This window comes from Micromonospora phaseoli (assembly GCF_900109115.1).
GTDB lineage: Bacteria > Actinomycetota > Actinomycetes > Mycobacteriales > Micromonosporaceae > Micromonospora > Micromonospora phaseoli.
Genome location: NZ_FNYV01000007.1, coordinates 164281 through 190995 on the forward strand (window position 1 = coordinate 164281; position 26715 = coordinate 190995).

The window sequence follows — 26715 nt, forward strand, 5'->3', positions numbered from 1 at the left end:
GATCAGTCCGCCGCACGGACGACGATGCGACGGTTGGGCTCGACGCCCTCGGACTCGCTCTCCACGCCGTCGATGGCGTTGACCACGTCGTGGACGCACTTGCGCTCGAAGGCGGACATCGGCTCCAGGCGCACCAGGTCGCCGTGCTCCTTTACCTTCTCGACGGCGTTGCGGGCGACCGCCGCCAACTCCTTGCGCCGGGTGGCCCGGTAGCCGCCCACATCGAGCAGCAACCGGCTCGGCGACCCGGTCTGCCGGAAGACGGCGAGCCGGGCCAGCTCCTGGAGCGCTTCGAGAGTGGCACCACGCTGACCGACCAGGTTCTGCAGGCGGCCGCCGACCACCTCCACCATCGGCCGGCCGCCCGACACCAGTTCGTCGATGTCGCCGTCGTAGTCGAGGATGTCGAGCAGCCCCTCGACGTAGTCGGCCGCGATCTCGCTCTGCCGGAACAGGTCGCCCTCGCCTGCGGCCTTACTCGGCGCCGTTTCGGCGCCGTTCTCCTCCCGCTCGCCCTCGACCGGAGCCGCCTCGGTCGGCGCCTCGTCGTCCAGGGGCTGTTCGGCGCGGGGGGTGCTGGTGTCGGTCACGGTGTCATCTCCGTACTCGCTCGGCCGGACCTCGGGTCCGCTCTGGTTTCCCGGGGCCGGCGGGACGTCGCCGGTGCCCACGGGCACGTCTGTAGGGCAGTCTCGCCCGACCGCCGCGTCGCACGCGGCGCTTTGCGTACCGGCGCCAGCCTCACGGCGGCTGCACGGCGCGCAACGGGCCGCAGCCGGTCTCCCGGCTGCGGCCCGGACGATTCAGCCCTGCCGCTTGGCGGGGCGGCCCTTCTTCGGGTTGGCCGGCTTGGCACCGGGCTTCGGACCGGCGACCTTCGGCGCGGCCGGGGGCGGCGGCACGGCGGCGGGCTTGCTCCGGCCGAACAGGCCACCGGTCTTGGCCGGCTGCGTCCCGTTGCGCCCCGAGGTGGCCGGCTTGCTGCTGGTCGGGGTCACCGGCGGCGGAAACTTGCGCAGCACCCACTGCTGCTGGCCGAGGGTGAAAAGGTTGTTGGTCACCCAGTAGATGATCACGCCGATCGGGAAGATCGCGCCGGAGACCAGCAGCGACAGCGGGATGCCGTAGAGCATCAGGCGCTGGATCATGCGCTGCTGCGGGTCCTCCGCCCAGCCGGTCTTGAGGATCATCTGACGGCTGGTGAGGTACGTGGTGCCCATCATCACCAGCACCAGGACGCCGGCCATGATCTTGACGACGGTGCCGTTGGCGCCGAGCTGGGCCAACTCCGCCGCGGTGGAGCCGAACTTGCTGGCGATCGGTGCGGTGAAGAGGGTGGCGTCGGACGCACTGTTGAACTGGTCGACAGTCCAGCCGTAGATGTCCTTGTTGCTCTTGTTCGGATCCGGGTTGAGGCGGCGCAGCACGTGGAAGAGGCCGAGGAAGACCGGGATCTGGAGGAACATCGGAAGGCAGCCCATGAGCGGGTTGGCCTTTTCCTTCCGGTACAGCTCCATCATCTCTTTCTGGAGCGTCTCCCGGTCACCCTTGTGCTTCTCCTGCAGGGCCTTCACCTGCGGCTGAAGCGCCTGCATCGCCCGCTGCGACTTGATCTGCTTGACGAAGACCGGGAACAGGATCACCCGGACGGTGACCACCAGGAAGACGATCGCGAGGATCCACGCCCAGTTGGTGCCGAGGACCGCGGCGTCCGGAATCCCGATGGCCTCCCAGGCCGAATGCCAGGCCAGCAGGATCCACGAGATCGCGTAGTAGATCCAGTCGAGACTCAATTCTCAGGCTCCAGTCACGTCGGCAGGTCGGCGGCTGCCCGGCTCCGGCACCGGGTCGTATCCACCAGGATGGAATGGGTGGCAGCGGGACAGCCGCCGGACCGTCAGACCGGCTCCCCGGAGCGCGCCGTGCCGGGCAACTGCATCGAGGGCGTACGCACTGCACGACGGGTAGAACCGACAACGGGCCGGCAGCGCCGGACTTATCCACCGACGGTACGCGATGATGGGTAGGGTCAGCACCCGGGCACCGGTGGTAGTCGCGCGGGGCGACGGGGGCTCGGCGCTCATCGATGCCGCCGTCCCCGGCCGGACCGGGCGGCGGCGAGCGCCGCGTCCAGATCCGCGCCGAGTCGCTGGTAGGTGGCGTCGGCGGCGGCTGGCAGCGCGCGTACCACCAGGGTGGTTCCCGTCGGAAGGCCGGCGAGCCGTTCCCGGGTCAGGTGCCGCAACCGGCGACGGACCTTGTTCCGGACCACCGCGGGCCCGACGGCCTTGGAAACGACGAAGCCGGCACGGGAGACCGGCGCGGATTCTGCGTCCGCACCGTCCCGCACCGGCTTCGGCGCTATGTCTTCGGGCCCGGGTGTCTCCGGCAGGGTCAGATGGACGACCAGCGTGCCCCGGCCGGCTCGACGGCCACCACGAACCGCTGCGGCGAATTCACTGCTGCGCCGCAGTCGTTGCGCGGCCGCCAGCACGACGCCACGTCCTTTCGGACCGGACCCGGTCGGCCTCAGGCCGACAGGCGGGTGCGGCCCTTGGCACGACGGGTCGAGAGGATGGCGCGACCGGCCCGGGTGCGCATGCGCAGCCGGAAGCCGTGGGTCTTCGCGCGCCGGCGGTTGTTCGGCTGGTAGGTGCGCTTGCTCACGTCAGGATCTCCGTTGTCGGACGCCCCGGGCGAGGGGATCGCCGGGTCGTGGTGGTCCAGGCCGCCGCTGCGGTGGCCCCGATCGGCGCTGCCCGGGTGGTGCATAACCTCGGCGATGCGGGGGAGCGACCGTGGGCAGCGAGCACCCATCACCCTAGCAGAGGGCGTGAGAGCAGCCCCTCCAGCCTAGGTCGGGGGGCAATCACCGTCAAACCGCCCCACCTGGGCCGGGACCTGCGCCGGAGGGCGACCGAAGGGGCTGTTTTCACTGATGCCGACAGGGGGTAGGCGCGTCGACGGTTGATGATGCGGCGACAACGCTGTTACCGTGCCCGATTGCGGTCAGCGTCGGAGTTCTGCCGATGTCGCCGGCAGGCAAGACCGGACACGGTGGTGAATCGTTCGGCACGGTGAACCCGCTTCAGTGCCCGGCCACGGCAGGGGGCAGGTCCCACCCGCGCCCGGCGGGCGGCCACAATCGGTCGGTACACAGGCTGTGGATAACTTGTGGAGGACGACCGGTGCGGCGTCCGGGTGGGTGACAAGGTCACGTCCGCTCGGCACGAGGCCTCCGGATGGCCAGGGGGACGGCGGCGTCCGGGAGCAGAGGCGAGGGGGTGGCACGACGGTGGCCGGTACGACCGACCTTGCCGCGGTGTGGACGGCGACGACTGACGAACTCGCCGACGAGATCATCTCCGCGCAGCAGCGGGCGTATCTGCGGCTGACCCGGTTACGGGCGATCGTCGAGGACACTGCCCTGCTGTCCGTGCCGGACGCCTTCACCCGGGACGTGATCGAGTCCCGGCTGCGGCCGGCGATAACCGAGGCGCTCACCCGCCGACTGGGCCGGCCGATCCAGGTCGCGGTGACCGTCCGGGCACCGGAGGACGGGCGGGCCACGGGCACGGTCTACCGCAGCGCTCCGGAGGCGAACCCCGCCGACCAGGACGGCGGACCGGGTGGCTTCGACGGCCACGCGGCGGACACCGGTACGGGATCCGACGCCGGCCGGCAACTGCCGCTCATCCCCGAGCAGTCGCACCCGGACCGGTTCGACCGGCCGGTGCCGAGCATGCCGCCGGCCGACGGTGGCCCCCGTACCGGTCCCGTCATGACCGATGGCCAGGAACCTCTCTTCGGCTCCGCGTTCGGTGCCCCGCCGCGACCGGCCGACGCCAACCGACGAACACCGGAGCAGCTCGGCTTCACCGAGCAGGCCGGGCGCCTGGACCCACCGGCCCCCGGCCCACGAGGCTTCGGCCCCCGGTACGGCGAGGAGTCCGGCGTCTCCCCCCGCGACCAGCACGTGATCCGGGGCGTACCAGCCGACGGGGGCACCGACAGCGGCCCCGGCCGCAGTGGCACGGATCACCGCCCGGTCGGGCGGGACGACCGGCGGCTGCCGACCGGTGCGGACAGCAGCGGAAACCGGCTGAACCCGAAGTACATGTTCGAGACGTTCGTGATCGGCTCGTCCAACCGGTTCGCGCACGCCGCCTCGGTCGCCGTGGCCGAGTCGCCGGCGAAGGCGTACAACCCGCTCTTCATCTACGGCAGCTCCGGATTGGGCAAGACCCACCTGCTGCACGCCATCGGGCACTACGCCACGACGCTGGGCAACGCCCGCTCGGTCCGGTACGTCTCGACCGAGGAGTTCACCAACGACTTCATCAACTCGCTGCGGGACGACAAGACCAGCGCGTTCCAGCGCCGCTACCGCGACGTCGACATTCTCCTCATCGACGACATCCAGTTCCTGGAGAACCGCGAGCGGACCCAGGAGGAGTTCTTCCACACCTTCAACACCCTGCACAACGCCAACAAGCAGATCGTGATCACCTCCGACCGTTCGCCGAAGCAGTTGGCGACGTTGGAGGACCGGCTGCGGACCCGCTTCGAGTGGGGCCTGCTCGCCGACATCCAGCCGCCGGACCTGGAGACCCGCATCGCGATCCTCCAGAAGAAGGCCGCCCAGGAGCGGCTGTACGCCCCGCCGGACGTGCTCGAGTTCATCGCGTCCCGGGTGTCGAACTCGATCCGCGAACTGGAAGGGGCGCTGATCCGGGTCACCGCCTTCGCCAGCCTCACCCGCTCGAACGTGGAGCTGTCGCTGGCCGAGGAAGTCCTGCGGGACTTCATCCCGGACGGCACCGGGCCGGAGATCACCGCCGACCAGATCATGGTCTCCACCGCCGACTACTTCGGGGTCAGCCTGGAGGACCTCCGTGGGCACTCCCGCTCGCGGGTGCTGGTCAACGCCCGTCAGGTCGCCATGTACCTGTGTCGGGAGCTGACCGACCTGTCGCTGCCCCGGATCGGCCAGGCCTTCGGTGGACGGGACCACACCACCGTCATGCACGCCGACCGAAAGATCCGCCAGCAGATGGCCGAACGGCGCTCGCTCTACAACCAGATCGCCGAGCTGACCAACCGGATCAAGCAGAACACCTGAGGCGTACGTCTCGTCCCGGCGCCGCGTGCGTCGTCACCTGAGGGTCCGGCCGGAGCATCGGCCGGGCCTTTTTCGTGTCGTCGGTTGACCCTCGACGAGGTGTAGACCACACCATCGAGGGCGTGTCCGCGCCGGCTGCCGCTCGTCGTCCACAGCTCGTTGTCCACCACCGGTGGATAACCACTCGCCGTCAACGTCCAGTTACCCACAGCCTGTGGAGAAACCCTGGGGACAACGCTGTGGACGCCTGTGGAGGGCTGGGGACAACCGGACGCTCTGTCCACCGACGACGACCCACCTGTGGGCAACCTGTTGAAGGTTCTGGGGACGACGGCGTCCCGAGCGCCCGCGACGATCCACAGGGCTGGGGAGAAAGTCGGTGGATTACCGGTGGACAACCGGTGGACAACGGTGGACAACCCTGTGCACGAGAGCCGCCTGTGGACCACGAGCCGGGTTGTACCCCTACTTCTCCACAGCCAACCCACCGGTGGATAACGCCCTGACCTGCTCAGACTCAGGTTCTCCACAGTTTGCACAGGTGCGATGAAGACGATGGGTTATCTCTTCTAAAAGAACGAAAAACCAATCATCACCGTTGGGCTTTCTGTGGATCGGCCGACTGCTGCCGGGCAGACCCCTGCGCAGCGACACGATCCACGGGGTCGGGCACACAGCCGATACCATCGCGCCCTAAGGTTCGATGGGCACCGGCACGCAAGGCGGGTCGGTGGGCAGCGTCCGGCATGAGAGAGTTGACGACGTCGACGCGGAGGCATTGATGAAATTCCGAGTGGAGCGCGACGCGCTCGCCGAGGCCGTGGCCTGGACCGCGAAGAGTCTGCCCAACCGGCCGTCCGTACCGGTGCTGGCCGGCGTGATGCTTCGCGTCACCGACGGCAGCCTGCAGGTCTCCGGCTTCGACTACGAGGTCTCCAGCCAGGTCACCGTCGAAGTACAGGGCGACGCCGACGGCGCCGCGCTGGTCTCCGGGCGGCTGCTCGCCGAGATCACCAAGGCGCTGCCCGCCAAGCCGGTGGACATCGCCGCCGTGGGGGCACACCTCGAACTGGTCTGCGGCAGCGCACGGTTCACCCTGCCCACGATGCCGGTGGAGGACTACCCCACGCTGCCCGAGATGCCCGCCAGCGCCGGCACGATCGACGCGGCCGCCTTCGCCGCCGCGGTGGCCCAGGTCGCGATCGCCGCCAGCCGGGACGAGACGCTGCCGATGATGACCGGCGTACGCGTCGAACTCTCCGGCAGCAGCCTGGCCATGCTCGCCACCGACCGCTACCGGCTGGCGCTGCGTGAGATGGAGTGGAACCCGGACGACCCGGAGATCAGCCTCAACGCGCTGGTGCCGGCACGGACGCTCAACGACACCGCCAAGACCCTCGGCCCGCTCGGCGGCCAGGTCGTTCTGGCGCTCTCCCAGGGCTCCGCCGGCGAAGGCATGATCGGTTTCTCCGGTGGCACCCGCCGCACCACGAGCCGACTGCTCGACGGCGCCAACTACCCGCCGGTGCGTTCACTCTTCCCGGCCACCCACAACGCCGAGGCCCGGGTGCCCGTCAGCACCCTCATCGAGGTCGTCAAGCGGGTCGCCCTGGTCGCCGAGCGGGCCACCCCGGTGCTGCTCAGCTTCAGCGCCGACGGCCTGGTGGTCGAGGCCGGAGGCACCGAGGAGGCCCGGGCCAGCGAGGCCATGGAGGCGACCTTCAGCGGTGAGCCGCTCACCATCGGCTTCAACCCGCAGTACCTCATCGACGGGCTGGCCAACCTCGGCACCCAGTTCGCGGTGCTGCACTTCGTCGACGCCTTCAAACCCGCGGTGATTTCCCCGGCCGGGGAGGATGGCGAGCTCATCGGTGGGTACCGGTACCTCATCATGCCGATCCGCGTGTCCCGCTGATCGGCAGAGCAGACCCGTACCCACGAAAGGTGGCCACCAAGATGCAGCTCGGCCTGGTAGGGCTCGGCCGGATGGGCGGCAACATGCGCGAGCGGTTGCGCACCGCCGGCCACGAGGTGGTCGGTCTGGACCACAACGCGGAGCTGAGCGACGTCGCCGGCCTGGCTGAGCTGGCCGAGAAGCTGGACGCGCCGCGGGCGGTCTGGGTCATGGTGCCCGCCGCCGTCACCGACGCCACCATCGACGAACTGGCCGCCGTGCTCGACGAGGGAGACCTCATCATCGACGGTGGCAACTCACGCTTCAGCGAAGACGCCGTACGGGCCGAGCGGCTCCACGAACGCGGCATCGGCTACATCGACGTGGGCGTGTCCGGCGGGGTGTGGGGGCGGCAGAACGGCTACGGCCTGATGGTCGGCGGCGCCCAGGAGCACGTCGAACGGCTCATGCCGATCTTCGACGCGCTCAAGCCCGACGGCGAGTTCGGCTTCGTGCACGCCGGCCCGGTCGGGGCCGGCCACTACGCCAAGATGGTGCACAACGGCATCGAGTACGGGCTGATGCACGCCTACGCCGAGGGCTACGAGCTGATGGCCGCCTCGGAGCTGGTGACGAACGTGCCAGGCGTGATCAAGTCCTGGCGCGAGGGCACCGTGGTCCGCTCCTGGCTGCTGGACCTGCTCGACCGGGCGCTCGACGAGGATCCGGAGCTGAACCAGCTCAGCGACTACACCGAGGACACCGGCGAGGGGCGGTGGACGGTGGACGAGGCGGTCCGACTCGCTGTGCCGCTCAACGTCATCACGGCCTCGCTGTTCGCCCGGTTCGGCTCCCGGCAGGACGACTCGCCGGCGCTGAAGGCCGTCTCCGCACTGCGCCAGCAGTTCGGCGGGCACGCCGTACGCAAGCGCTGACCGGCACCGCGGCCCCGTGTACGTCCGCCGGCTCGAACTGATCGACTTCCGCTCGTACGAGCGGGTCGGCGTCGATCTCGAAGCGGGGCCGAACGTCTTGATCGGCGCCAACGGCGTCGGCAAGACCAACCTGGTCGAGGCGCTGGGCTACGTGGCGACGCTGGACTCGCACCGGGTCGCCACCGACGCCCCGCTGGTGCGGTTGGGCGCCGCCGCCGCAGTGATCCGCTGCGCGGTCGTGCACGACGGTCGGGAACTCCTGATCGAGCTGGAGATCGTCCCGGGCAAGGCCAACCGGGCCCGACTCGGCCGCTCCCCGGCCCGCCGGGCCCGCGACGTGCTGGGCGCCCTACGCCTGGTGCTCTTCGCCCCGGAGGATCTCGAACTGGTCCGGGGCGACCCGGCCGAGCGCCGCCGTTACCTCGACGACCTGCTGGTGCTGCGCCAACCCCGGTACGCCGGCGTGCGCGCCGACTACGAACGGGTGGTCAAACAGCGCAACGCGCTGCTGCGTACCGCGTACCTGGCCCGCAAGACCGGCGGCTCGCGGGGCGGCGACCTGACCACCCTGGCCGTCTGGGACACCCACCTGGCCCGACACGGCGCCGAACTGCTCGCCGGCCGGCTGGAGCTGGTCGCCGCGCTGACCCCACACGTCGCCAAGGCGTACGACGCGGTGGCCGCCGGGCGGGGTGCGGCGGGGATCGCGTACCGGCCGTCGGTGGAGCTGGCCGAGCCGACCACCGACCGGGAGGCACTCGCGGCGGTGCTCGCCACCGCGCTGGAGGAGTCCCGTTCCGCCGAGATCGAGCGGGGCACCACGCTGGTCGGCCCGCACCGCGACGACCTCACTCTCAGCCTGGGGCCACTGCCCGCCAAGGGTTACGCCAGCCACGGTGAGTCGTGGTCGTACGCGCTGGCCCTCCGACTGGCCGGGTACGACCTGCTCCGCAGCGACGGCATCGAACCGGTGCTGGTGCTCGACGACGTCTTCGCCGAACTGGATGCCGGCCGGCGCGACCGGCTGGCCGACCTGGTCGGCGGGGCCAGCCAGCTGCTGGTGACCTGCGCGGTCGCCGATGACGTGCCGGCCGCCCTGCGCGGCGCCCGGTACGAGGTTGCGGAGGGGACGGTGCGTCGTGCCGAATGAGCCACAGCATCCGGATCAACGACCCCGGGCGGGGGCGGGTGGAGAAGCCGGCAGCGATGGCACCGAGCGCACGACAACCGGCGGCGACCCGGAGGGGGTGGCCGGACCGCAGTTGGCGCGTGCGGTGCTGGACGCGGCGAAGTCCCGGCGAGAGGCGGCCGGGCGGACCCGTTCCCGCGGCGCGACCGGTGGGACCGGCGGCGAGCGCCGGCTGCGCGGGTACTCGGGGCCAGGTCCGGACCCGCGCGACCCGCAGCCACTGGGCGCGGTGCTGGACCGGCTGGTGAAGGCCCGGGGCTGGCAGCAGCCGGCCGCCGAGGCAACGGTCTTCGGCGCCTGGGAGCGGGTGGTCGGCGAAGAGGTGGCCCAGCACAGCCGCCCGGTGAAGCTGGAGAACGGCGAGCTGACCGTCGAGGCACGCTCCACCGCCTGGGCGACGCAGCTGCGGTTGCTCGCCTCCTCGCTGTTGCAGCAGATCGGCCGGGAGGTCGGCCACAACGTGGTCCGCAGGCTGCACATCCACGGCCCGGCCGCGCCGTCCTGGTCGCGGGGCCCTCGCCGGGTACGTGGCCGCGGCCCCCGCGACACCTACGGCTGACCCGGCCGGGCCGGGTACGGCGGCTACACCTGGGCGGCGCGGCGAGGGGCCGCAGACTCGGCGTAGACGGCGAAGCCATGGTCGGCGCAGCGCCGGTAGAAGGCGGCCAGCACGCTCAGCTCCGCGCAGGTGAAGTTCCACTGCGGCGCGGCGCCGCTGTCGTCGCGAAGCGCGTCGAGCCGGCTGTCCAGCCAGCGCAGCTGCTGCTCGGCCAGCCGGCCGTCGGCCAGCAGCGAACGCAGCACCGCACCGACGGACTCGAACGTGACGGCCTCGCCGTGCGGCCGGTGCGCGGCGACGAACCGTTCGACGCCGGCCGCGATCCAGCCGCACCCGTCGGGATCGATCACCGGATCCTCGTCCTCGGCGGCGGCGTCAGTGGCGTAGAGCACACCGTCGAGTCCGAGGATCAGATCCACGATCTCGGTGTAGACGGTGGCCCGGATCGTGCCTGTCTTCGCGATCAGTTCGGCGAGCGCGGCGGTCGGGGCCGAGATTCCCGGCACGTCGACGATGTCGCCGAAGTCGACGAACTCGGCCGGTGCGACCGGGTCGTAGAAGCGGCCGGTCCGCGGCCACTGGACCGCGACGTTGTCCAGCCCCATCTGGTGTCACCTCTCAACGAGCACGGGCGGGTGGATCGGGTCGATCGTCCGGTTCCCACCGTGAAAGATCAAGGCCGGCAGGCCAATCCGGTCCTTGCGGAACGGTACGCGCCATGCGGTGGTGGCCGGTACCACCCGGTTCCGGACCTCCGGTCGGCAACGCTGTCATGCGGCGGATCCGATGATCATGCCATGTCGTGTGGGGGGAGTAGCGGACAGCGCGATTCGGCCCGCTACGTAGATCTGAGCCGCCGCGAAGGGGTGCCGAGTGGTGGTTCTATCGCCCGCGCACAGTAAGATTGGTGTGAGACGAAGACCCGGTGCGGAGTGGCGGGGTCGCGGGCCCGGTGCGGGCCCACGACCATTGTCCGACTCGGGTCGAGCCGATCGCGATTCGCGGGCAACCGCGGCGACCGGCGCGCTCGACCCGTACCCCGGAATTGTCCCCGGTGCCGGTCCGCGTGCCGACGTCGCGTCCTGTCCCGCCGAACCCGCGCCCGAACGCGCCTTGCGGCGCGGTCGGCGCGAGAAAGTGGCCGAGGGTGGCAGCGCAGGACAATCAGCAGTACGGCGCAGAATCGATCACCGTCCTCGAAGGGCTGGAGGCGGTCCGCAAGCGGCCCGGTATGTACATCGGGTCGACCGGCGAGCGGGGCCTGCACCACCTGGTGTGGGAGGTCGTCGACAACGCGGTGGACGAGGCGCTGGCCGGCCACTGCGACACGATCGACGTGGTGCTGCTCGCCGACGGCGGCATCCGGGTCACCGACAACGGCCGGGGCTTCCCGGTCGATCTGCATCCCAAGCTCAAGAAGCCGGGCGTCGAGGTGGCGCTGACCGTGCTGCACGCGGGGGGCAAGTTCGACGGCAAGGCGTACGCGGTCTCCGGCGGCCTGCACGGCGTCGGCGTCAGCGTGGTGAACGCCCTCTCCACGAAGATGGACGTGGAGATCCACAAGGACGGCTTCGTCTGGCGGCAGCAGTACCACAACTCCAAGCCGACCCCGCTGGAGAAGGGCGAGTCGACGGACCGGACCGGCTCGGCGGTCGCCTTCTGGCCCGACCCGGACGTCTTCGAGACCGTCGACTTCGACTTCCAGACCATCTACCGGCGCATCCAGGAGTACGCCTTCCTCAACCGCGGCCTCACCATCCACCTGCTCGACGAGCGGGTCCCGGAGGACGAGGAGGGCAAGCCGCGCGAGGTCACCTTCTGCTACTCCGGCGGCATCGCCGACTTCGTCCGGCACCTCAACGCCTCCAAGAACCCGATCCACAAGACGGTGGTCGAGTTCGGCGCCGAGGAGGAGGGCATGTCGGTCGAGGTCGCCATGCAGTGGAACGAGTCGTACGGCGAGTCGGTCTACACCTTCGCCAACACGATCAACACCCACGAGGGTGGCACCCACGAGGAGGGCTTCCGGGCCGCGCTGACCAGCGTGGTCAACCGGTACGGCGCCGACAAGAAGTTCCTCAAGGGCGACGAGAAGCTCTCCGGTGAGGACATCCGCGAGGGCCTTGCCTCGATCATCTCGGTCAAGCTGACGAACCCGCAGTTCGAGGGTCAGACCAAGACCAAGTTGGGCAACACGCCGGTGAAGAGCTTCGTGCAGCGGGTCTGCAACGAGTGGCTGATCGACTGGATGGACCGCAACCCGGCCGAGGCGAAGATCATCATCACTAAGGCGTCCCAGGCCGCGCGTGCCCGGATCGCCGCCCAGCAGGCGCGCAAGCTGGCCCGGCGCAAGTCGCTGCTGGAGTCCGGCTCGATGCCGGGCAAGCTGGCCGACTGCCAGTCCACCGATCCGCGCGAGTCCGAGGTGTTCATCGTCGAGGGTGACTCGGCGGGCGGCTCGGCCAAGCAGGGGCGGGATCCGCGTACCCAGGCGATCCTGCCGATCCGCGGCAAGATCCTGAACGTGGAGAAGGCCCGGATCGACCGGGTGCTGAAGAACAACGAGGTACAGGCGCTGATCACCGCGCTGGGCACCGGCATCCACGACGACTTCGACATGGAGAAGCTGCGCTACCACAAGGTGGTGCTGATGGCCGACGCCGACGTCGACGGCCAGCACATCCAGACGCTGCTGCTCACCCTGCTGTTTCGCTTCATGCGCCCCCTGGTCGAGTTGGGGCACGTCTACCTGGCAGCCCCGCCGCTTTACAAGATCAAGTGGAACAAGAAGGGCGACGACGCCCAGTACGCGTACTCCGACCGGGAGCGCGACGGGCTGATCGCGCTGCGGCAGCAGAAGAAGCCGAACGCCAGGCCGGACGACATCCAGCGGTTCAAGGGTCTCGGCGAGATGAACTACCCGGAGCTGTGGGAGACCACGATGAACCCAGCCACCCGAACGCTTCGCCAGGTGACCCTGGACGACGCGGCAACCGCCGACGAGTTGTTCAGCGTGCTGATGGGTGAGGACGTCGAGGCCCGCCGCTCGTTCATCCAGCGCAATGCCAAGGACGTCCGCTTCCTGGACATCTGACGGACCCGTACCGGGTCGGAGGCCACTCCGGCCCGGTACGCCGGTCCACAGAGTTATCCACAGCTTGGTCGGTATCCACAGGTGTTATCCACAGCGCAAAAACGACTCTCAGTCTGATAAGGGTTAACAGTGACCGATTCCCCCGAGTCCACACCTAACGAGCCCGAGGTCCCCGAGGCGCTGGCCGCCGTCGTCTCGCACGATCGGATCGAGCCGGTCGGGCTCGAGGTGGAGATGCAGCGCTCCTACCTCGACTACGCGATGAGCGTCATCGTCGGGCGCGCGCTGCCGGACGTCCGGGACGGGCTCAAGCCGGTCCACCGCAAGATCCTTTACGCGATGTTCGACTCGGGCTACCGGCCGGACCGCGGCTACGTGAAGTGCTCCCGCGTCGTCGGCGACGTGATGGGCCAGTTCCACCCGCACGGCGACTCGGCCATCTACGACGCACTGGTCCGGATGGCCCAGCCCTGGTCGCTGCGCTACCCGCTGGTCGACGGCAACGGCAACTTCGGTTCGCCCGGTAATGATCCGGCTGCGGCCATGAGATACACGGAATGCAAGCTCGACCCGCTGGCGATGGAGATGCTGCGGGACATCGACGAGGACACCGTCGACCTGCAGGACAACTACGACGGGCGGGCCAAGGAGCCCACCATCCTGCCGTCGCGGATCCCGAACCTGCTGATCAACGGCTCCGAGGGCATCGCGGTCGGCATGGCCACCAAGATCCCGCCGCACAACCTGCGGGAGATCGGGGCGGCGGTGCAGTGGTGCCTGGAGCACCCGGAGGCCGACGAGGCCAGCACGCTGGAGGCGCTGCTGGAGATCGTCAAGGGCCCCGACTTCCCCACCTACGGCCTGATCGTGGGTCAGCAGGCCATCCAGGACGCCTACCGCACCGGGCGGGGCTCGATCCGGATGCGTGCCGTGGTCGAGGTCGAGGAGGACAAGCGGGGCCGGCCGGCGCTGGTGGTCAGCGAGCTGCCCTACCAGGTGAACCCGGACAACCTGGCCGAGCGGATCGCCGAGCTGATCAAGGAGGGCAAGCTCGCCGGCATCGCCGACATCCGCGACGAGTCCTCCGGGCGTACCGGCATGCGGATCGTGCTGGTGCTCAAGCGCGACGCGGTCGCGAAGGTGGTGCTGAACAACCTCTACAAGCACACCCAGCTCCAGGAGACCTTCGGTGCCAACATGCTGGCCCTGGTCGACGGAGTGCCGCGCACGTTGAACCTGGCGCAGTTCATCCGCTACTACGTCGAGCACCAGATCGAGGTGATCCGGCGGCGTACGGCGTTCCGGCTGCGTAAGGCGGAGGAGCGGGCGCACATCCTGCGCGGACTGTCCAAGGCGCTGGACGCGCTGGACGAGGTGATCGCCCTGATTCGGCGTTCGCCCACCGTCGAGGACGCGCGCCAGGGCCTGATCCGGCTGCTGGACATCGACGAGATCCAGGCCACCGCGATCCTGGACATGCAGCTGCGTCGGCTCGCCGCGCTGGAGCGGCAGCGGATCCTCGACGACCTGGCCAAGCTGGAGGTGGAGATCGCGGACCTGAAGGACATCCTCGCCAAGCCGGAGCGGCAGCGCAGGATCGTCTCGGAGGAGCTCGGCGAGATCGTGGCCAAGTGGGGCGACGAGCGGCGTACTAAGATCATTCCGTTCGACGGTGAGGTCTCGATGGAGGACCTCATCGCCCGGGAGGACGTGGTCGTCACGATCACCCGCACCGGGTACGCGAAGCGTACGAAGGTCGACCTCTACCGATCGCAGCGGCGCGGCGGTAAGGGTGTCAGCGGCGCCACGCTGCGGCAGGACGACATCGTCAGTCACTTCTTCGTCTGCTCGACGCACGACTGGATGCTGTTCTTCACCAACAAGGGGCGGGTGTACCGGGCCAAGGCGTACGAGCTTCCGGAGGCCAGTAGGGTGGCCAAGGGCCAACACGTGGCCAATCTGCTTGCCTTCCAACCGGACGAGCAGATCGCACAGATCATTCAGATCCCGAATTACCAGGTGGCGCCCTACCTGGTCCTGGCGACGAAGAACGGCCTGGTGAAGAAGACGCGGCTTGAGGAGTTCGACTCCAACCGATCCGGCGGCATCATCGCGATCAACCTTCGCGATGAGGACGAGCTGGTCGGTGCTGCGCTCGCCGGCCCCAGCGACGACCTGCTGCTGGTCTCCAAGAACGCCCAGGCGATCCGGTTCAACGCCACCGACGAGGCGCTGCGGCCGATGGGCCGGGCGACCTCGGGCGTGATCGGCATGCGCTTCGGCGAGGAGGACGTACTGCTGGCCATGGAGGTCGTCCGCGAGGGATTGGACGTCCTGGTGGCCACGAACGGGGGATACGCGAAACGCACCCCGATCGAGGAATACCCGGTCCAGGGCCGGGGAGGTAAGGGTGTACTGACTGCGAAGATCACCGAGCGGCGAGGTGGTCTGGTGGGTGCGGTGGTGATCGACCCGGACGATGAGCTGTTTGCCATCACCAGCAACGGTGGCGTCATCCGGACTCCGGTGAAGCCTGTACGCCGCACGCGTGACCGGAACACAATGGGGGTCAAGCTGATGGACCTCCCGGATGGCGTGACTATCGTGGCGATTGCTCGCAATGCCGACGAGCCTGACGAACAGGACTAGTTGAATGACGGAGACACAGGCGAAGTCGGGGAACGCGGGGACCTCGGCCAACCCGGTCGACGAGGAGGCCGCGAAGAGCGGCACGCCATCGACCGGCCGCGCGGCCGTGGGCCGGGCCACCGTCCCCGCCGACGCGCCTGCCCCGAAATTCACTCGGGCTCCCGGCATGACCCCACCGCCTGACAAGCCGACAGAGGCTCAGGAGGCCGAGGCTGCCGGGGAGGAGAAGACCGCCGCCGAGGAAACCGGCACCCCGAACGCCACCCCGAACGCCACGCCGGACGCCACCGCCGGCAAGCCGCCGGCCCCCCAGCCGACCGGTGTCCGTCCCGGCCAGTCCTCAGCCGCTGTCACCGGCCTGCTGCCGAGCACCGGCACCGGAACGACCGGTACCCAGCCACGGGTGACCGGGGCCGGCGCGAGGCCGGATGCCACCCGCCCGCTCGGGTTCGGTCGCCCGGCGAATGGCGGCGGGCTGCCTCCGGGGGTCGGTACGGCGGCGGTCGGCGCCGCTCGGGTGGGTGAGGCCGTGCGTGCCGCGCGTACCTCGGTCAGCTCGGCCGCCTCACGGGGACCGCGACGGGCCCGGCTGAACCTCAAGCGGATCGACCCGTGGTCCGTGATGAAGTTCGCGTTCGCCGTGTCGGTGGTGCTGTTCATCGTCATCGTCGTCGCGACGTCGGTGCTCTACCTGGCGTTGGACGCGATGGGCGTGTTTGCCAGCGTGAACGACAGCCTGGGTGACCTGGTCAACGCGGGCGGCGGGCAGAGCACCAGCGGCTTCCAGATCACCGCGCGTGGTGTGATTTTCTCATCGGCGCTGATCGGTCTGGTCAACGTCGTGCTGTTCACCGCTCTCGCCACGCTCGGGGCGTTCGTGTACAACGTCTGCGCCGACCTGGTGGGCGGCATCGAGCTGACCCTCGCCGAGCGCGACTGACTCGACGATCACGCTCGGCCGGCCCGCTTCCATGGGCCGGCCGAGCGTGATCGTGTCGGTGTTTATCGGAGGTGCGCACCGTCGGTCCTCCGGTAGGTTGAAGGGGCGACGGCCTGCGCGCGACGCCCCTCCCCCGATTTGGGGGCGACTGGGCGGATGGGTTAACCTTGCTCGTCGCTACGCGGGGCTATAGCTCAGTCGGTTAGAGCGCAGAGCTGATAACTCTGAGGTCGCTGGTTCGATTCCAGCTAGCCCCACCGCACATGGTCCGACGACACGTCGAGCGTAAGGGGCAGCACCGATGTTCAAGAAGCTGTTGATCCTGGCCGGCGTCGTCGGTGTGGCCGCCGTGGTGGCCAAGAAGATCAAGGAAGCGAACGACGAGCGCGCCCTCTGGCACGAGGCGACCACCTCGCCGGATCTGCGCTGACCGTCTGCTTCGCAATGGGTGGACTGCCGCCCGCGGGGCCCTAGCTCAACTGGCAGAGCACTGCCTTTGCAAGGCAGGGGTTAGGGGTTCGAGTCCCCTGGGCTCCACCTCAGACGGATACCCAGACGGCGAAGCCGTAGGACACCGTCGGTATCTCGCCGTGCTCGTATCTCTGATGGACTCCGCGACCCCGGACAGTTCAGCGAACGGGTTCAGTTCCGCAGCGTCGCCGCACCGGGCTCGCCGTCTTCGGCGGAGCGATGAGTGTGGTCGGAATTCTGACCAGTCGCTAGAATGGTCGCCATGGAGACCATTCCGATCACCGAAGCCAAGGCCCGGATCGCCGAGCTTGCTGACCGGGTCGCTCGGGAGCACGACCACTTCACGATCACCCGCAACGGCCGTGCCGACGTGATGCTGATCTCCGTCGCCGAGTACGAGTCGATGCGGGAGACGCTCGACCTGCTCTCCGACGACGAGTCCCTCGCGGATCTGCGCCAGTCGCGGGAGGACTTCGCAGCTGGCGATACGTTCTCGATGGACGAGGTTCGCGCCGAGCTGGAACGGCGTCGCGGTAGGGCGGCCTGATGCCTCCGCAAGGCGGGCAACCGGACGACGCACACGAGGCGACCAGCCCGTACACGGTGATGTTCTCCCGGCAGGCCCGCCGCAACCTGCACGAGGACCTGCCGCTGGAGGTCGCGGTCGCGGCGACGGAAACCATCCAGCATGCGATCGCGGTCAACCCCTATCGGGCTGGCAAACCCCTCGACGAACCTTTCGACGGCTTCCACTCCGCCCGCCGCGGCACGTACCGGATCATCTACCGAATCAATGAGGCCAAACGCGTCGTGGAGATCCACTCGATCCGCCACCGGCGCGACGCCTACCGCTTCTAGGGCTACCTCTGGAGTCCCGCCTCAGTTTGATGGACCTCGCTGACAAGCGTCTCGCCGCCGACAGTAAGGTCGCCGGACCGGGGCGCGCCGGGCAGTCGATCGGCCGCAGGCTAGCGTCGGTGGGGTGAACACCGGATCTGTCCGCGTCCTGCCCGCCGACGGCGACCTGGCCGAGGCGGCCTCCGTGCTGCGTACCGGCGGGTTGGTGGCTTTTCGCACCGAGACTGTCTACGGCCTGGGCGCGAACGCGTTGGATGCGCGGGCGGCGGCCCGGATCTTCGAGGCCAAGGCGCGGCCGAGCTTCGATCCGCTGATCACCCACCTCGCCGACGCGGCGGATCTGGAGCCGCTGGTGGGCCCGGTACCGCCGGCGGTGGCGGCGCTGGCGTCCCGGTTCTGGCCGGGGCCGCTGACGCTGATCGTGGACCGGCCGGCCGGGATTCCGCCGATCGTCACCTCCGGGCTGGCCAGCATGGCGGTCCGGGTACCGGACGACGAGCACGCCCGGCGGCTGATCGCCGCGGCAGGGGTGCCGGTGGCCGCGCCGAGTGCCAACCGGTTCGGCCAGCTCAGCCCGACCCGAGCCGAGCACGTGGTACGCGGCCTGGGCGCGGCCGTGGACCTGGTGCTCGACGGCGGGCCGACCCGGTGTGGGATCGAGTCGACGATCGTGGACGCCCGAGGTGAGCATCCGGTGGTGTTGCGGCTCGGTGCGCTGCCGGTCGAGGAGTTGGCGAAGGTCACCGGCCCGGTGACGGTACGCCCGGGTAGTTCGGGGCAGCCGGTGGCACCGGGCACGCTGGCCGCGCACTACGCCCCGCGTACGCCGTTGCGGTTGCTGCCGACCGGCGACGGGAGGTCAGCGGCCGAACCCGCGCCGGGCGGGGTACGGCGTGGCTATCTGGCCTTTCGGGATCGGCCGGCGCCCGGTTGGGCTGCGGTGGAGGTGCTCTCCGCGACCGGTGACCTGACCGAGGCTGCCGCCCGGCTCTTCGACGCGCTGCACCGGCTGGACGCCGCCGTGGTGGCCGAGATAGTCGCGGAGCCGGTGCCGGAGACCGGCCTCGGCCGGGCCGTCAACGATCGGCTCCGGCGGGCCGCCGCGACCTGGCAACCTACCGGCTGACTCCCCGCTACGGAAGGTAGCCGTCACGGAAGGTGGTCACCGCGGGATGGGAGTCATCGCTGGGTGCCTCCGGTTTCGGCTCTTTTTGCTCCGGGTTGCCGACCTGAGGGAAGCGGGCGACCAGTTGGGTGAGTGCGCCGTTGGCCAGGGTGGCGCCGAGCGCTGAACCGGTGGCGATGCTCCAGCCGACCGGCCCGAGGGGGGTGCAGCCGAAGAAGTGGCTCACCCCGGGCGTCTGCACCACGATCGCCAGCACGCCGAACGACGCGGCGGTCGAGGCGAGCACGGTCGGGCTGGTGCCGCCCGCCAGCACCGTCTGACCTAGCTGCGTACCGACCAGGGAGACCAGGGCGACGGTGCCGGCGCGCCGGCGGCGGCCGGTGTAGCGGGCCAGCGTCCAGCCGACGGTCGCGCCCAGCGTGGTGGCGGCGGCGCGCAGCCCGATCTCCCGGGTCATGGTCTGGCCGAGGGAGCTGTCCGGCCCCTCGCGGAGCAGGGCGTCGGCGTGGTCGCCGCCGGGCGGCCGGACCGCGATGGCCAGTGCGGGTGCCATGTCGGTGAGCAGGTTGACCAGCAGCAGTTGACGCCCGTTGAGTGCGGCCTTGCCGGTGGCTGCGGCGGTCAGCACACTGAATGCGATCTCGCCGAGATTGCCGCCGACCAGGATGCTCAACGCGTGGCGTACCGAGGACCACATCGCCCGGCCCTCGACCAGGGTGGCGATGATGGTCTCCAGCCGGTCGTCGGTGACCACCAGATCGGCGGCGGCCCGGGCCGCCGGGGTGCCCCGTTGACCGAGGGCGATACCCACGTCGGCCAGCCGGATGGCGGGCGCGTCGTTGGCGCCGTCGCCGGTCATCGCGACGGTCCGCCCGCACTTCTGCAACGCCTGGATGATGCGGACCTTGTGCGCCGGGGTGCAGCGGGCCACCACGTCGGTGGCGGCCAGCCGCTCGGCGAGGGCATCGTCGTCGAGTTTGTCGAGTTCGATGGCGGTGACCACCCGCTGCGCGTCGTGGTCGCTGATGGTGGCGGCGATCGCCTCGGCCGTCGCCGGGTGGTCGCCTGTGATCATGATGGTGTGCACGCCGGCCTGGCGGATCCGGCGCACCGCCGGAGCGGCGCTGGCGCGTACCCCGTCGGCGAGGGCCAGGTAGCCGGTGAAGACGAGGCCGCGTACCACGTCGTCGGTGACGTCGGGGTCTCCCACGGTGCACTCGGCGACCGCGAGGATCCGGTGTCCCGCTCCGGCACGTTCGGCGAGCAGCGCTTGGAGTTCGGCGCGGCCGGTGTCGTCGAGCGGCTCGTCGCGACCGGCGGTACGGCGGGCCGAGCAGCGGGGCAGCACGGTTTCGGGTGCGCCCTTCACGCTGAGCAGCAGGCGACCCTGGGTCTCGCCGACGGTGGCGTGGTAGCCACGGGACGGCTCGAACGGCAGCCCACCGGCGGCCCGCCAACCCGGCGCACCCTGCTGCTCGTCGAGCCCGGCGGCCCGGGCACCCCGCAGCACTGCCCGGTCGGTCTGCATCGACAGCGCCTCCGGGTCGTCCGCCGCCGGGGTGGCGCGCAGCGCCGCCGCCAGGGCGCGTCGCAGCCGGTCGTCGAGCTGCTCCACCGGGGCGTATCCATCGGCGTCGCCCACCCCGGCCAGCAGCAGGTGCCCCTCGGTGAGGGTGCCGGTCTTGTCGAAGCAGAGGACGTCGACCCGGCCCAGTGCCTCGATGGTGCGCGGGTTGCGGACCAGTGCGCCGTGCTCGGCGAGTCGCCGGGCGGCGGCCAGTTGGGCGGCGCTGACCAGGAAGGGCAGGCCCTCGGGCACCGAGGCGACGGCCAGGTTCGCCGCGGTCGCCGCGGTCTGCGCCAGCGGTACGCCGCGCAGCAGCCCGGCACCGACCACCGCCACCGCCGAAGCGGCGGCCATCGGCACCGCGGCCCGGGTCAACCGGCCCAGCCGGGCCTCGACCCCGCTGGCGGGTGGTGCCTGCCTGGCCAGGGCGAGGCTGCGCCCGGCCTCGGTATCGGCGCCGGTGGCCACGACCACGGCAACGCCCCGCCCGGCAGCGATCGTGGTTCCCTCGTAGAGCATCGACGAGCGTTCGGCGACGGCGGCGGCGACCACCGGCTGATCGGACTTGGCGACCGGCAGTGACTCGCCCGTCAGGGAGGACTCGTCGGCCTCCAGCCCGACGAATTCCAGCACCCGGCAGTCGGCCGGTATCGCGTCGCCGGATTCGAGCACGATCACGTCACCGGGGACGAGGTCGGCTGCGGGTACCACCCGTTCGGCACCGTTCCGGCGGACCCGGGCGGTGACGGCGGAGCGGGACAGCAACTGCGCCAACGACTTCTCGGTGTTGCGTTGGTGCACCGCGCCGACCAGCGCGGACCCGCCGACGACTCCACCGACCAGGGCGGCGTCGACGAGTGAGCCGAAGCTGGCGGAGAGTACCGCGCCGGCGGCGAGCACCGGCGTGAGCGGGTTGGCCAACTCGTCGACGAAGGCCCGCAGCAACCCGCCCGGGCCGGACGTCTCGCCGTGGCCGCCGGTCCGCCGCCGCTCGGCCGTGGTGTCGGTCAAACCGTCGCGGCCGGTGCCGAGCTGTTCGAGGACGGTGGATACCGGCATCAGGTGCCAGGCGGTGATCGCGGGCGGGGGCGACTCGGTCCGTTCGGAGAGTCTGCCGGCCCGCCACACACCGTGCGCGAAGGCCAGCGCCGCCGCGCCGTTGACCGAGGCGAGCGTGCGTCCGGGCAGCAGGGCGGGGTCGGCGGTGAAGGCGCCGAGCGCACCGAGGCCGGTGCCCGCCAGCCCGATGCGCAGGTTCTGCGCGGTCATCCGGCGGGCCACCCCGGCCGCGTCGATGATCAAGGCGACGGACTTCAGATCCGTGCCGACCAGCAGGTGCGCCCCCCAGGGCGGCGGCTCGTCGGGTTCGGCGAGGCCGAGGCCACAGTCCGCCGCGGCGAGCGCCGTCCGGTCGCCGGAGACGAGCATCACCACCGCGCCCTCGCGTTGCAGCGTGCGTACCGACTCGGCCAGCCGGTCGCCGCCGGGCACCAGCGCGTCGGCGGAGGCATGCCGTTCAGCGTCGCCGCCGGCCACGACGAGTCGCAGGCCGGCGTGCCGGGCAACGGCCGGCAGGACTTCGACGCCGGGCGCGGGTTCCGGCTCGACCCGCAGTACGGCGGTGAGGGCGTCGCCCTGGGCGAGGCCGAGCAGGTTGCCACCGTGCTCGCGCAACCGCCGGCTGTCGTCGCTGTCGCCGGGGTTGCGCACGTCGAGCCGGTCCAGCGGGCCGAGCCGCCAGCCGTCGAGCTGGCGTACGTCGGTCGGGGCGGTGGGCTCGAAGAGGGTGAACGCTCGCGCTGCCACCTGGGAGGTGTCGGCGCCGGGCAGGGGGGCCAGGTCGACCAGTACGCCCCGGTCCGAGCCGAGCACCCGGGCATCCAGGATCAGCGTGTCGATCCGGTCGAGTTCACGTAGCACGCTGCGGTCCATCGCGATGACGCCGCGTCTGGCGAGGATTCGACCGAGTTGGGCGGCGTACCCCTCGCGTCCGCTGCCCGGTGCCTTGGGTAGCGCGGACAGGCCCAGGGCGGCGGCCCGCTTCGCACCGACCACGGGCGTCGCCGCGGCGAAGGCCGCCGCGCCGCCGCCGAGCATCCGGTTGATGTACCGCTCGACGGGGCCGTCCGGCTTCGGGCAGGGGCGCTCGTAGGCGGGCGTGCGGGCGACGGCGCGGTCCGGTTTTCCGGTGAGCCGGGGCTCGGCCTTCTCCCAGGCCCGCAACTGGGCCAGCCCCTCACCCCACTGCACGATCCGCTGCGCTCCGTCGAGAACTATGCCGGTCCAGCCGCCGGTGAGGCCCTGCACGACCGCCTCGGTGAGCGGGAAGAGGAGGTCGGCGCGAGGGTCGCGGCGCAGGCCAAGCCCGGCGAGGGCGTGCAGCTTCGGATGCAGGTCGATGGCGGTGAGCAGGCCGGCGACCTCGCCGGGGATCGGAGTGACGGGCAGGATCCGGGTGGCCGCGGAGATGGTCAGCCCGAGCGCGTCGGAGGCGAGCGCGCCGAGGGTACGCGGGGTGCGGGGGCCCTCCTCGGGCGGATGTGGCGGTGGGATCTCCGGGTCCGGCTCGTGTGGGCAGCTGCGCTCCACCCGGGAGATGGTGGCGACGAGTTCCCGTACCTTCGGTCCTGGCGTGTCGACCGCGACGACCACCCGGCCGGAGGGTGCGTTGACCCGGGCCCAGAGCACCCCGGGCATCCGCTCCAGCGCCGTCTCGACCTGGCTGGCCAGCGTGTCGCCGCCGTCCTGGCAGACGCCGTGCACCTCGATGTGGTGCCGCCCGGGGCGGGACCAGATCCGCCGGCTGGTCAGCCCGACCGCGCGGGCCAGCCGGGTGGCGGCGGCAGCCACGCTGCGGGAGGCGTCGTCCACCACGGGTGGTACGGGGACGGCGCCAAGCCGCATCTTGCCTCCTACCGTTCGTGCCCGGCGGCATGGCTTCCCAGCCGGACGTCCCTTATGCCCTGCCGGGAGGGGGAAGTTTCCTGGTGGGGCGGGCATGGACGGCGTCGCCGGTGGAATCCCGGGGGTGGCCGCCGTCGTCACGGGGAGGCGAGATGAGTGCATTCACACGAGAGCTCAGTGGGACGCACGAGACGCTGCGGGCGTTCACCCGACGGGTGGACGTCCCCTTGCTCGGCCAGGTGGCGGTGCCGCCGCCTGACAAGATCGCCTACTACGCGGGGATCGGGGTGCTCACCGCGCTTCAGGTGATCGAGTGGCCGTTGGCACTGGTGATCACGGCCGGGCATCTGCTGGCCGACCAGCATTTGTCGGGCCTGGCCAAAGGAGTAGGGGAGGCACTGGAGACCGCCTGAGGGTAAGCGGGGTCACCCTTGACCTGAAGACGGGTTGAGGTTCGAGGCTTGCCCCATGGTGATCGCCCCGCACTCGGCGCGAGCCGATTCGCTCTTCGCCCCCCGACTGCGGGCGATGACGGTGGGCAGTGTCGCGCTGGTCTCGATGCTGGCGTTCGAGGCACTGGCGGTCGGCACCGCCATGCCGACCGTCGCCCGCGCGCTGGACGGGCTGGCGCTCTACGGGATCGCCTTCGGCGGCCCGTTCGCCGCCGGGGTGGTGGCGATGGTGCTCTCCGGCATCTGGTGTGACCTCCGGGGCCCCCGGGCGCCCATGTGGTCCGGCCTGGCCGGGTTCGTCGTCGGTCTGCTGCTCGCCGGTGCGGCCACCGCCATGGGGATGCTCGTGGTGGGCCGGATCGTGCAGGGATTCGGCTCTGGCCTGCTGTCGGTGGCGCTGTACGTGATCGTCGCGCAGGCGTACCCGGAGCGGCTGCACCGGCGGATATTCGCCGCGTTCGCCGCCGCGTGGGTCGTCCCGTCACTGGTCGGACCGGTGGTTGCCGGACTGGTCGTGGAGCACTTCGGCTGGCGGTGGGTCTTCCTGGCGGTGCCGGTGGTGGCGGTGCCGGCGGTGTTGCTGGTCCATCCCGGGCTGCGCGTGGTCCGCGCGCCGGGTGCGGCCGTCTCGCCGGCCGGTGCGGGTGCCCGGATCGGCTGGGCGTGCGGGGCGGGGGTGAGCGCCGCACTGTTGCACATCGGGGGTCAGCAGCGCGGTCTCGCCGCCGTGTTGCCGGTCGGGCTCGCCCTGGTCGGGTTGTTGGTCTGTGCGGCGCGGCTGCTGCCCACCGGGTTCCTGCGAGCAGCTCGGGGCCTGCCGACCGTGGTCGGGCTGCGCGGGCTGGCGTCGGGCGCGTTCGTCGGCGCGGAGGTGGTGATTCCACTGATGCTGTCCCGGGAACGCGGGTTCTCGCCGACGGCGGCGGGTCTGGTGCTGACCACCGGCGCGCTCGCCTGGTCGCTCGGCTCGTGGGCGCAGGGACGGATCCGGACGCCACCGTCGCAGGGCACCCTGCCGAGAGCCGGCCTCGCCTGCATCACGGTGGGGACCGCGGTGGTGGGGACATCCGTGGTCCCGGCGGTGCCGGTCTGGGCGGGTGTGCTCGGCTGGGCGGTGGCCGGGCTCGGCATGGGCCTGCTCTACCCGTCGCTGTCGGCGCTCACCCTGGAGCTGTCCGTCCCCGGTGAGCAGGGGCGCAACAGTTCGTCCCTGCAGCTGTCCGACTCGCTGGCGGCGGCGACCGTGCTGGCGTTGACCGGTGCGGTGCTCGCCGTCGGGGCCGCGCCCGGCCGGGTCAGCTACGCGGTGACCCTCGTGGTGGCCGCCGGGCTCGCGTTGGTCGGTGCGCTGCTGGCCGGCCGGGTGGTGCCCGGCGAGCGTCGCTGATGTGCCGGGTGGTGCCCCGCGAGCGTCGCTGATGTGCCGAAACAACCGCGTTCGCCGGGGATAGCCGCGAGGATGGGCGGGCGATGAGTTTTCTGACGCTGCTGCCGTTGGCCGTGGTGATGGTCGCCGGGACCCAGCTGGTGGCGGCGGTCTTCTTCGCCTCGTCCGACCGGCCACGGGCCGCCTCGCTGGGCTACCTGGCAGGCGCGGCGATCGTGGTCGGCGGCGGTACGACACTGGCCTGGCTGGCGGTCCGCCTATTCAAGATCAGTCTTGGGGGTGGTGGCCGGGACGGCGGCGTTGAGCGGGCCATCGACTGGTTCGTCCTGGTCCTGCTGGTCGTGCTGGCGGTGGTGGTCTACCTGCGCCGGCACTCCGGACCACCTCGCTGGATGGGTCGGCTCCAGCACGCCAGCCCCGGGTACGCGCTCAAGGTCGGCCTGACGCTCTTCGTGGCCATGCCCTCCAACGACCTGACCATGGCCACCGTCGGTGCCAGTGCCGCTCGGCACGACCTGGCCTGGTGGCACCTGCTGCCGTTCGTGCTGCTGACCCTGACCCTGCTCGCCCTTCCGCTGCTGGCCCTGCTGCTGCTCGGACGCCGGGCGGCGGCGGTGCTGCCCCGGATCCGGGACTGGGCGGACAGCCATTCCTGGCTGGTCAGCGAGGCGGTCATCGTCTTCTTCGTACTGATCACGGCCCTCGACCTGGCTCGGTGATCGGGCTCACGACTGTCACGTCCTGGGCGCCAGGATCCGTCGTCCGGGCAACTGACGAGGGAGGTCGAGATGCGCGTACTGGTCACTGGAGCAGGGGGCACGCTGGGCGGGGCGGTGCTGCCCCGACTGGTCGCCGAGGGGTTCGAGGTGCGGGCCACCAGCCGGCGGGCGCGTACCGGATCCGGGGTGCGGTGGGTGGTGGCGGACCTGGCCACCGGTGCGGGCGTCGACGAGGCCGTGTCCGGGGTCGACGCGGTGCTGCACCTGGCGTCGTCGCCGACCCGTCGAACCCATCAGGTCGACGTGCTCGGCACCCGCCGACTGGTCGGCGCGGCGGCGACGGCCGGGGTGCAGCACCTGGTGTACGTCTCGATCGTGGGCGTGGACCGGGTGCCCTACTCGTACTACCGCCACAAGCTGGCCGCCGAGCAGGTGGTGGCCGCCGGCGAGGTGCCGTGGACGGTGTTGCGGGCCACCCAGTTCCCGCAGTTCCTCGACGAACTGCTGCGGATGTCCAGCAAGCTCGGGCCGGTGATCGGCGACCGGGCGGTGCTGGCCCAGCCGGTGGACCCGGGCGAGGTGGCCGGAGAGCTGATCGAGCTGCTCCGCTCCGGAGCGCAGGGCGGCATCGTGGAGTTCGGCGGACCCGAGGTGCTGCGCTTCGACGACGCGGTGCGTACCTGGCGGCAGGCCCGCCGATCCCGACGCCCGCTGCTGCCGATCCGGTTCCCCGGTCGGCTCGGCCGGGAGCTGCGCTCCGGTGGACTGGTCACCGAAGCCCGTCCGACCGGGCGGCGTACCTGGGTCGACTACCTCACCGACACGTACGGGCGAACGGTCGCAAGATGA

Annotated in this window: 22 protein-coding genes, 2 tRNA genes and 2 pseudogenes; 19 read left to right on the top strand and 7 right to left on the bottom strand. The window is 70.8% G+C overall.

Annotated elements, in window-relative coordinates; translation table 11 throughout:
- Positions 1-2 precede the first annotated feature (2 nt).
- From BMY89_RS18965 to rpmH, 5 genes are all read right to left on the bottom strand, one after another.
- Entirely contained in the window at positions 3-590 is a 588-nt protein-coding gene (locus tag BMY89_RS18965) for a Jag family protein (RefSeq protein WP_092381539.1), read from the bottom strand.
- Between the two features lie 213 nt (positions 591-803).
- Positions 804-1793 carry a membrane protein insertase YidC gene (gene yidC / locus BMY89_RS18970; protein ID WP_092381349.1) on the bottom strand — a complete coding sequence of 330 codons (990 nt, stop codon included), beginning with the start codon at positions 1791-1793 and terminating at the stop codon, positions 804-806.
- 3 nt (positions 1794-1796) lie between these two features.
- Positions 1797-2084: a membrane protein insertion efficiency factor YidD gene (yidD, locus tag BMY89_RS18975; RefSeq protein ID WP_092381350.1), complete on the bottom strand. Its 288-nt coding sequence runs from the start codon at positions 2082-2084 to the stop codon at positions 1797-1799.
- Entirely contained in the window at positions 2081-2494 is a 414-nt protein-coding gene (rnpA, locus tag BMY89_RS18980; protein WP_092381351.1) for a ribonuclease P protein component, read from the bottom strand. Before rnpA ends, yidD begins: the two co-directional genes overlap by 4 nt.
- 35 nt (positions 2495-2529) lie before the next feature.
- On the bottom strand, positions 2530-2667 hold the full coding sequence (rpmH, locus tag BMY89_RS18985; protein ID WP_067300964.1) for a 50S ribosomal protein L34: 138 nt from the start codon (positions 2665-2667) through the stop codon (positions 2530-2532).
- Positions 2668-3295: 628 nt separating this feature from the next.
- Between rpmH and dnaA the strand changes: the two genes are divergently transcribed.
- The 5 genes from dnaA to BMY89_RS19010 all read left to right on the top strand — a co-directional run bounded on the left by dnaA (position 3296) and on the right by BMY89_RS19010 (position 9699).
- Positions 3296-5122 (top strand): chromosomal replication initiator protein DnaA, encoded by a 1827-nt coding sequence (gene dnaA / locus BMY89_RS18990; protein ID WP_092381352.1) that lies wholly within the window; start codon positions 3296-3298, stop codon positions 5120-5122.
- Between the two features lie 781 nt (positions 5123-5903).
- Positions 5904-7037: a DNA polymerase III subunit beta gene (dnaN, locus tag BMY89_RS18995; RefSeq protein ID WP_092381353.1), complete on the top strand. Its 1134-nt coding sequence runs from the start codon at positions 5904-5906 to the stop codon at positions 7035-7037.
- Positions 7038-7078: 41 nt separating this feature from the next.
- Positions 7079-7951, top strand: a complete 873-nt coding sequence (gene gnd, locus BMY89_RS19000) for a phosphogluconate dehydrogenase (NAD(+)-dependent, decarboxylating) (protein ID WP_092381540.1) — start codon at positions 7079-7081, stop codon at positions 7949-7951.
- Positions 7952-7967: 16 nt separating this feature from the next.
- Positions 7968-9101 (top strand): DNA replication/repair protein RecF, encoded by a 1134-nt coding sequence (gene recF / locus BMY89_RS19005; protein ID WP_092381354.1) that lies wholly within the window; start codon positions 7968-7970, stop codon positions 9099-9101.
- The gene (locus BMY89_RS19010; protein WP_092381355.1) at positions 9091-9699 is read left to right on the top strand and encodes a DciA family protein; all 609 of its coding nucleotides are present in this window, start codon (positions 9091-9093) and stop codon (positions 9697-9699) included. Before recF ends, BMY89_RS19010 begins: the two co-directional genes overlap by 11 nt.
- 23 nt (positions 9700-9722) lie before the next feature.
- On the opposite strand, the gene BMY89_RS19015 is transcribed toward BMY89_RS19010, so the two are convergent.
- Positions 9723-10304, bottom strand: coding sequence for a hypothetical protein (locus tag BMY89_RS19015; RefSeq protein ID WP_092381356.1), 582 nt, complete (start codon positions 10302-10304; stop codon positions 9723-9725).
- A gap of 542 nt (positions 10305-10846) precedes the next feature.
- Here BMY89_RS19015 and gyrB point away from each other — a divergent pair.
- The 10 genes and pseudogenes from gyrB to BMY89_RS19055 all read left to right on the top strand — a co-directional run bounded on the left by gyrB (position 10847) and on the right by BMY89_RS19055 (position 18837).
- On the top strand, positions 10847-12793 hold the full coding sequence (gene gyrB / locus BMY89_RS19020) for a DNA topoisomerase (ATP-hydrolyzing) subunit B (RefSeq protein WP_092381357.1): 1947 nt from the start codon (positions 10847-10849) through the stop codon (positions 12791-12793).
- Positions 12794-12922: 129 nt separating this feature from the next.
- A complete protein-coding gene (gyrA, locus tag BMY89_RS19025; protein ID WP_092381358.1) occupies positions 12923-15442 on the top strand; it encodes a DNA gyrase subunit A in 2520 nt (839 codons plus the stop codon).
- Between the two features lie 4 nt (positions 15443-15446).
- Positions 15447-15647, top strand: a pseudogene (locus BMY89_RS31550) (DUF3566 domain-containing protein); the annotation flags it as partial.
- Positions 15648-15821: 174 nt separating this feature from the next.
- A pseudogene (locus tag BMY89_RS31555) lies at positions 15822-16382 on the top strand (DUF3566 domain-containing protein); the annotation flags it as partial.
- Positions 16383-16565: 183 nt separating this feature from the next.
- Positions 16566-16639: transfer RNA gene (locus tag BMY89_RS19035), tRNA-Ile, on the top strand.
- Between the two features lie 44 nt (positions 16640-16683).
- Positions 16684-16812 (top strand): DLW-39 family protein, encoded by a 129-nt coding sequence (locus BMY89_RS31000; RefSeq protein ID WP_217705935.1) that lies wholly within the window; start codon positions 16684-16686, stop codon positions 16810-16812.
- 34 nt (positions 16813-16846) lie between these two features.
- Positions 16847-16919 (top strand) — tRNA-Ala (locus tag BMY89_RS19040).
- A 196-nt stretch (positions 16920-17115) separates the two neighbouring features.
- Positions 17116-17400: a type II toxin-antitoxin system Phd/YefM family antitoxin gene (locus BMY89_RS19045; RefSeq protein ID WP_092381541.1), complete on the top strand. Its 285-nt coding sequence runs from the start codon at positions 17116-17118 to the stop codon at positions 17398-17400.
- Complete coding sequence (locus tag BMY89_RS19050) at positions 17400-17711, top strand: type II toxin-antitoxin system RelE family toxin (protein WP_092381360.1); 312 nt, start codon at positions 17400-17402, stop codon at positions 17709-17711. The genes BMY89_RS19045 and BMY89_RS19050 overlap by 1 nt, the downstream gene beginning before the upstream one ends.
- 148 nt (positions 17712-17859) lie before the next feature.
- Entirely contained in the window at positions 17860-18837 is a 978-nt protein-coding gene (locus BMY89_RS19055; RefSeq protein WP_092381542.1) for an L-threonylcarbamoyladenylate synthase, read from the top strand.
- Between the two features lie 7 nt (positions 18838-18844).
- Here the strand turns inward: BMY89_RS19055 and BMY89_RS19060 are convergent, their stop codons facing one another.
- On the bottom strand, positions 18845-23308 hold the full coding sequence (locus tag BMY89_RS19060; protein WP_170147724.1) for a cation-translocating P-type ATPase: 4464 nt from the start codon (positions 23306-23308) through the stop codon (positions 18845-18847).
- Positions 23309-23460: 152 nt separating this feature from the next.
- Here BMY89_RS19060 and BMY89_RS19065 point away from each other — a divergent pair, with 152 nt between their 5' ends.
- The 4 genes from BMY89_RS19065 (at position 23461) to BMY89_RS19080 (ending at position 26715) form a co-directional block, all read left to right on the top strand.
- On the top strand, positions 23461-23721 hold the full coding sequence (locus tag BMY89_RS19065; protein WP_092381362.1) for a hypothetical protein: 261 nt from the start codon (positions 23461-23463) through the stop codon (positions 23719-23721).
- A gap of 55 nt (positions 23722-23776) precedes the next feature.
- The gene (locus tag BMY89_RS19070) at positions 23777-25147 is read left to right on the top strand and encodes an MFS transporter (protein WP_092381363.1); all 1371 of its coding nucleotides are present in this window, start codon (positions 23777-23779) and stop codon (positions 25145-25147) included.
- A gap of 83 nt (positions 25148-25230) precedes the next feature.
- On the top strand, positions 25231-25866 hold the full coding sequence (locus tag BMY89_RS19075) for a GAP family protein (RefSeq protein ID WP_092381364.1): 636 nt from the start codon (positions 25231-25233) through the stop codon (positions 25864-25866).
- Between the two features lie 69 nt (positions 25867-25935).
- The gene (locus tag BMY89_RS19080) at positions 25936-26715 is read left to right on the top strand and encodes an SDR family oxidoreductase (protein ID WP_092381365.1); all 780 of its coding nucleotides are present in this window, start codon (positions 25936-25938) and stop codon (positions 26713-26715) included.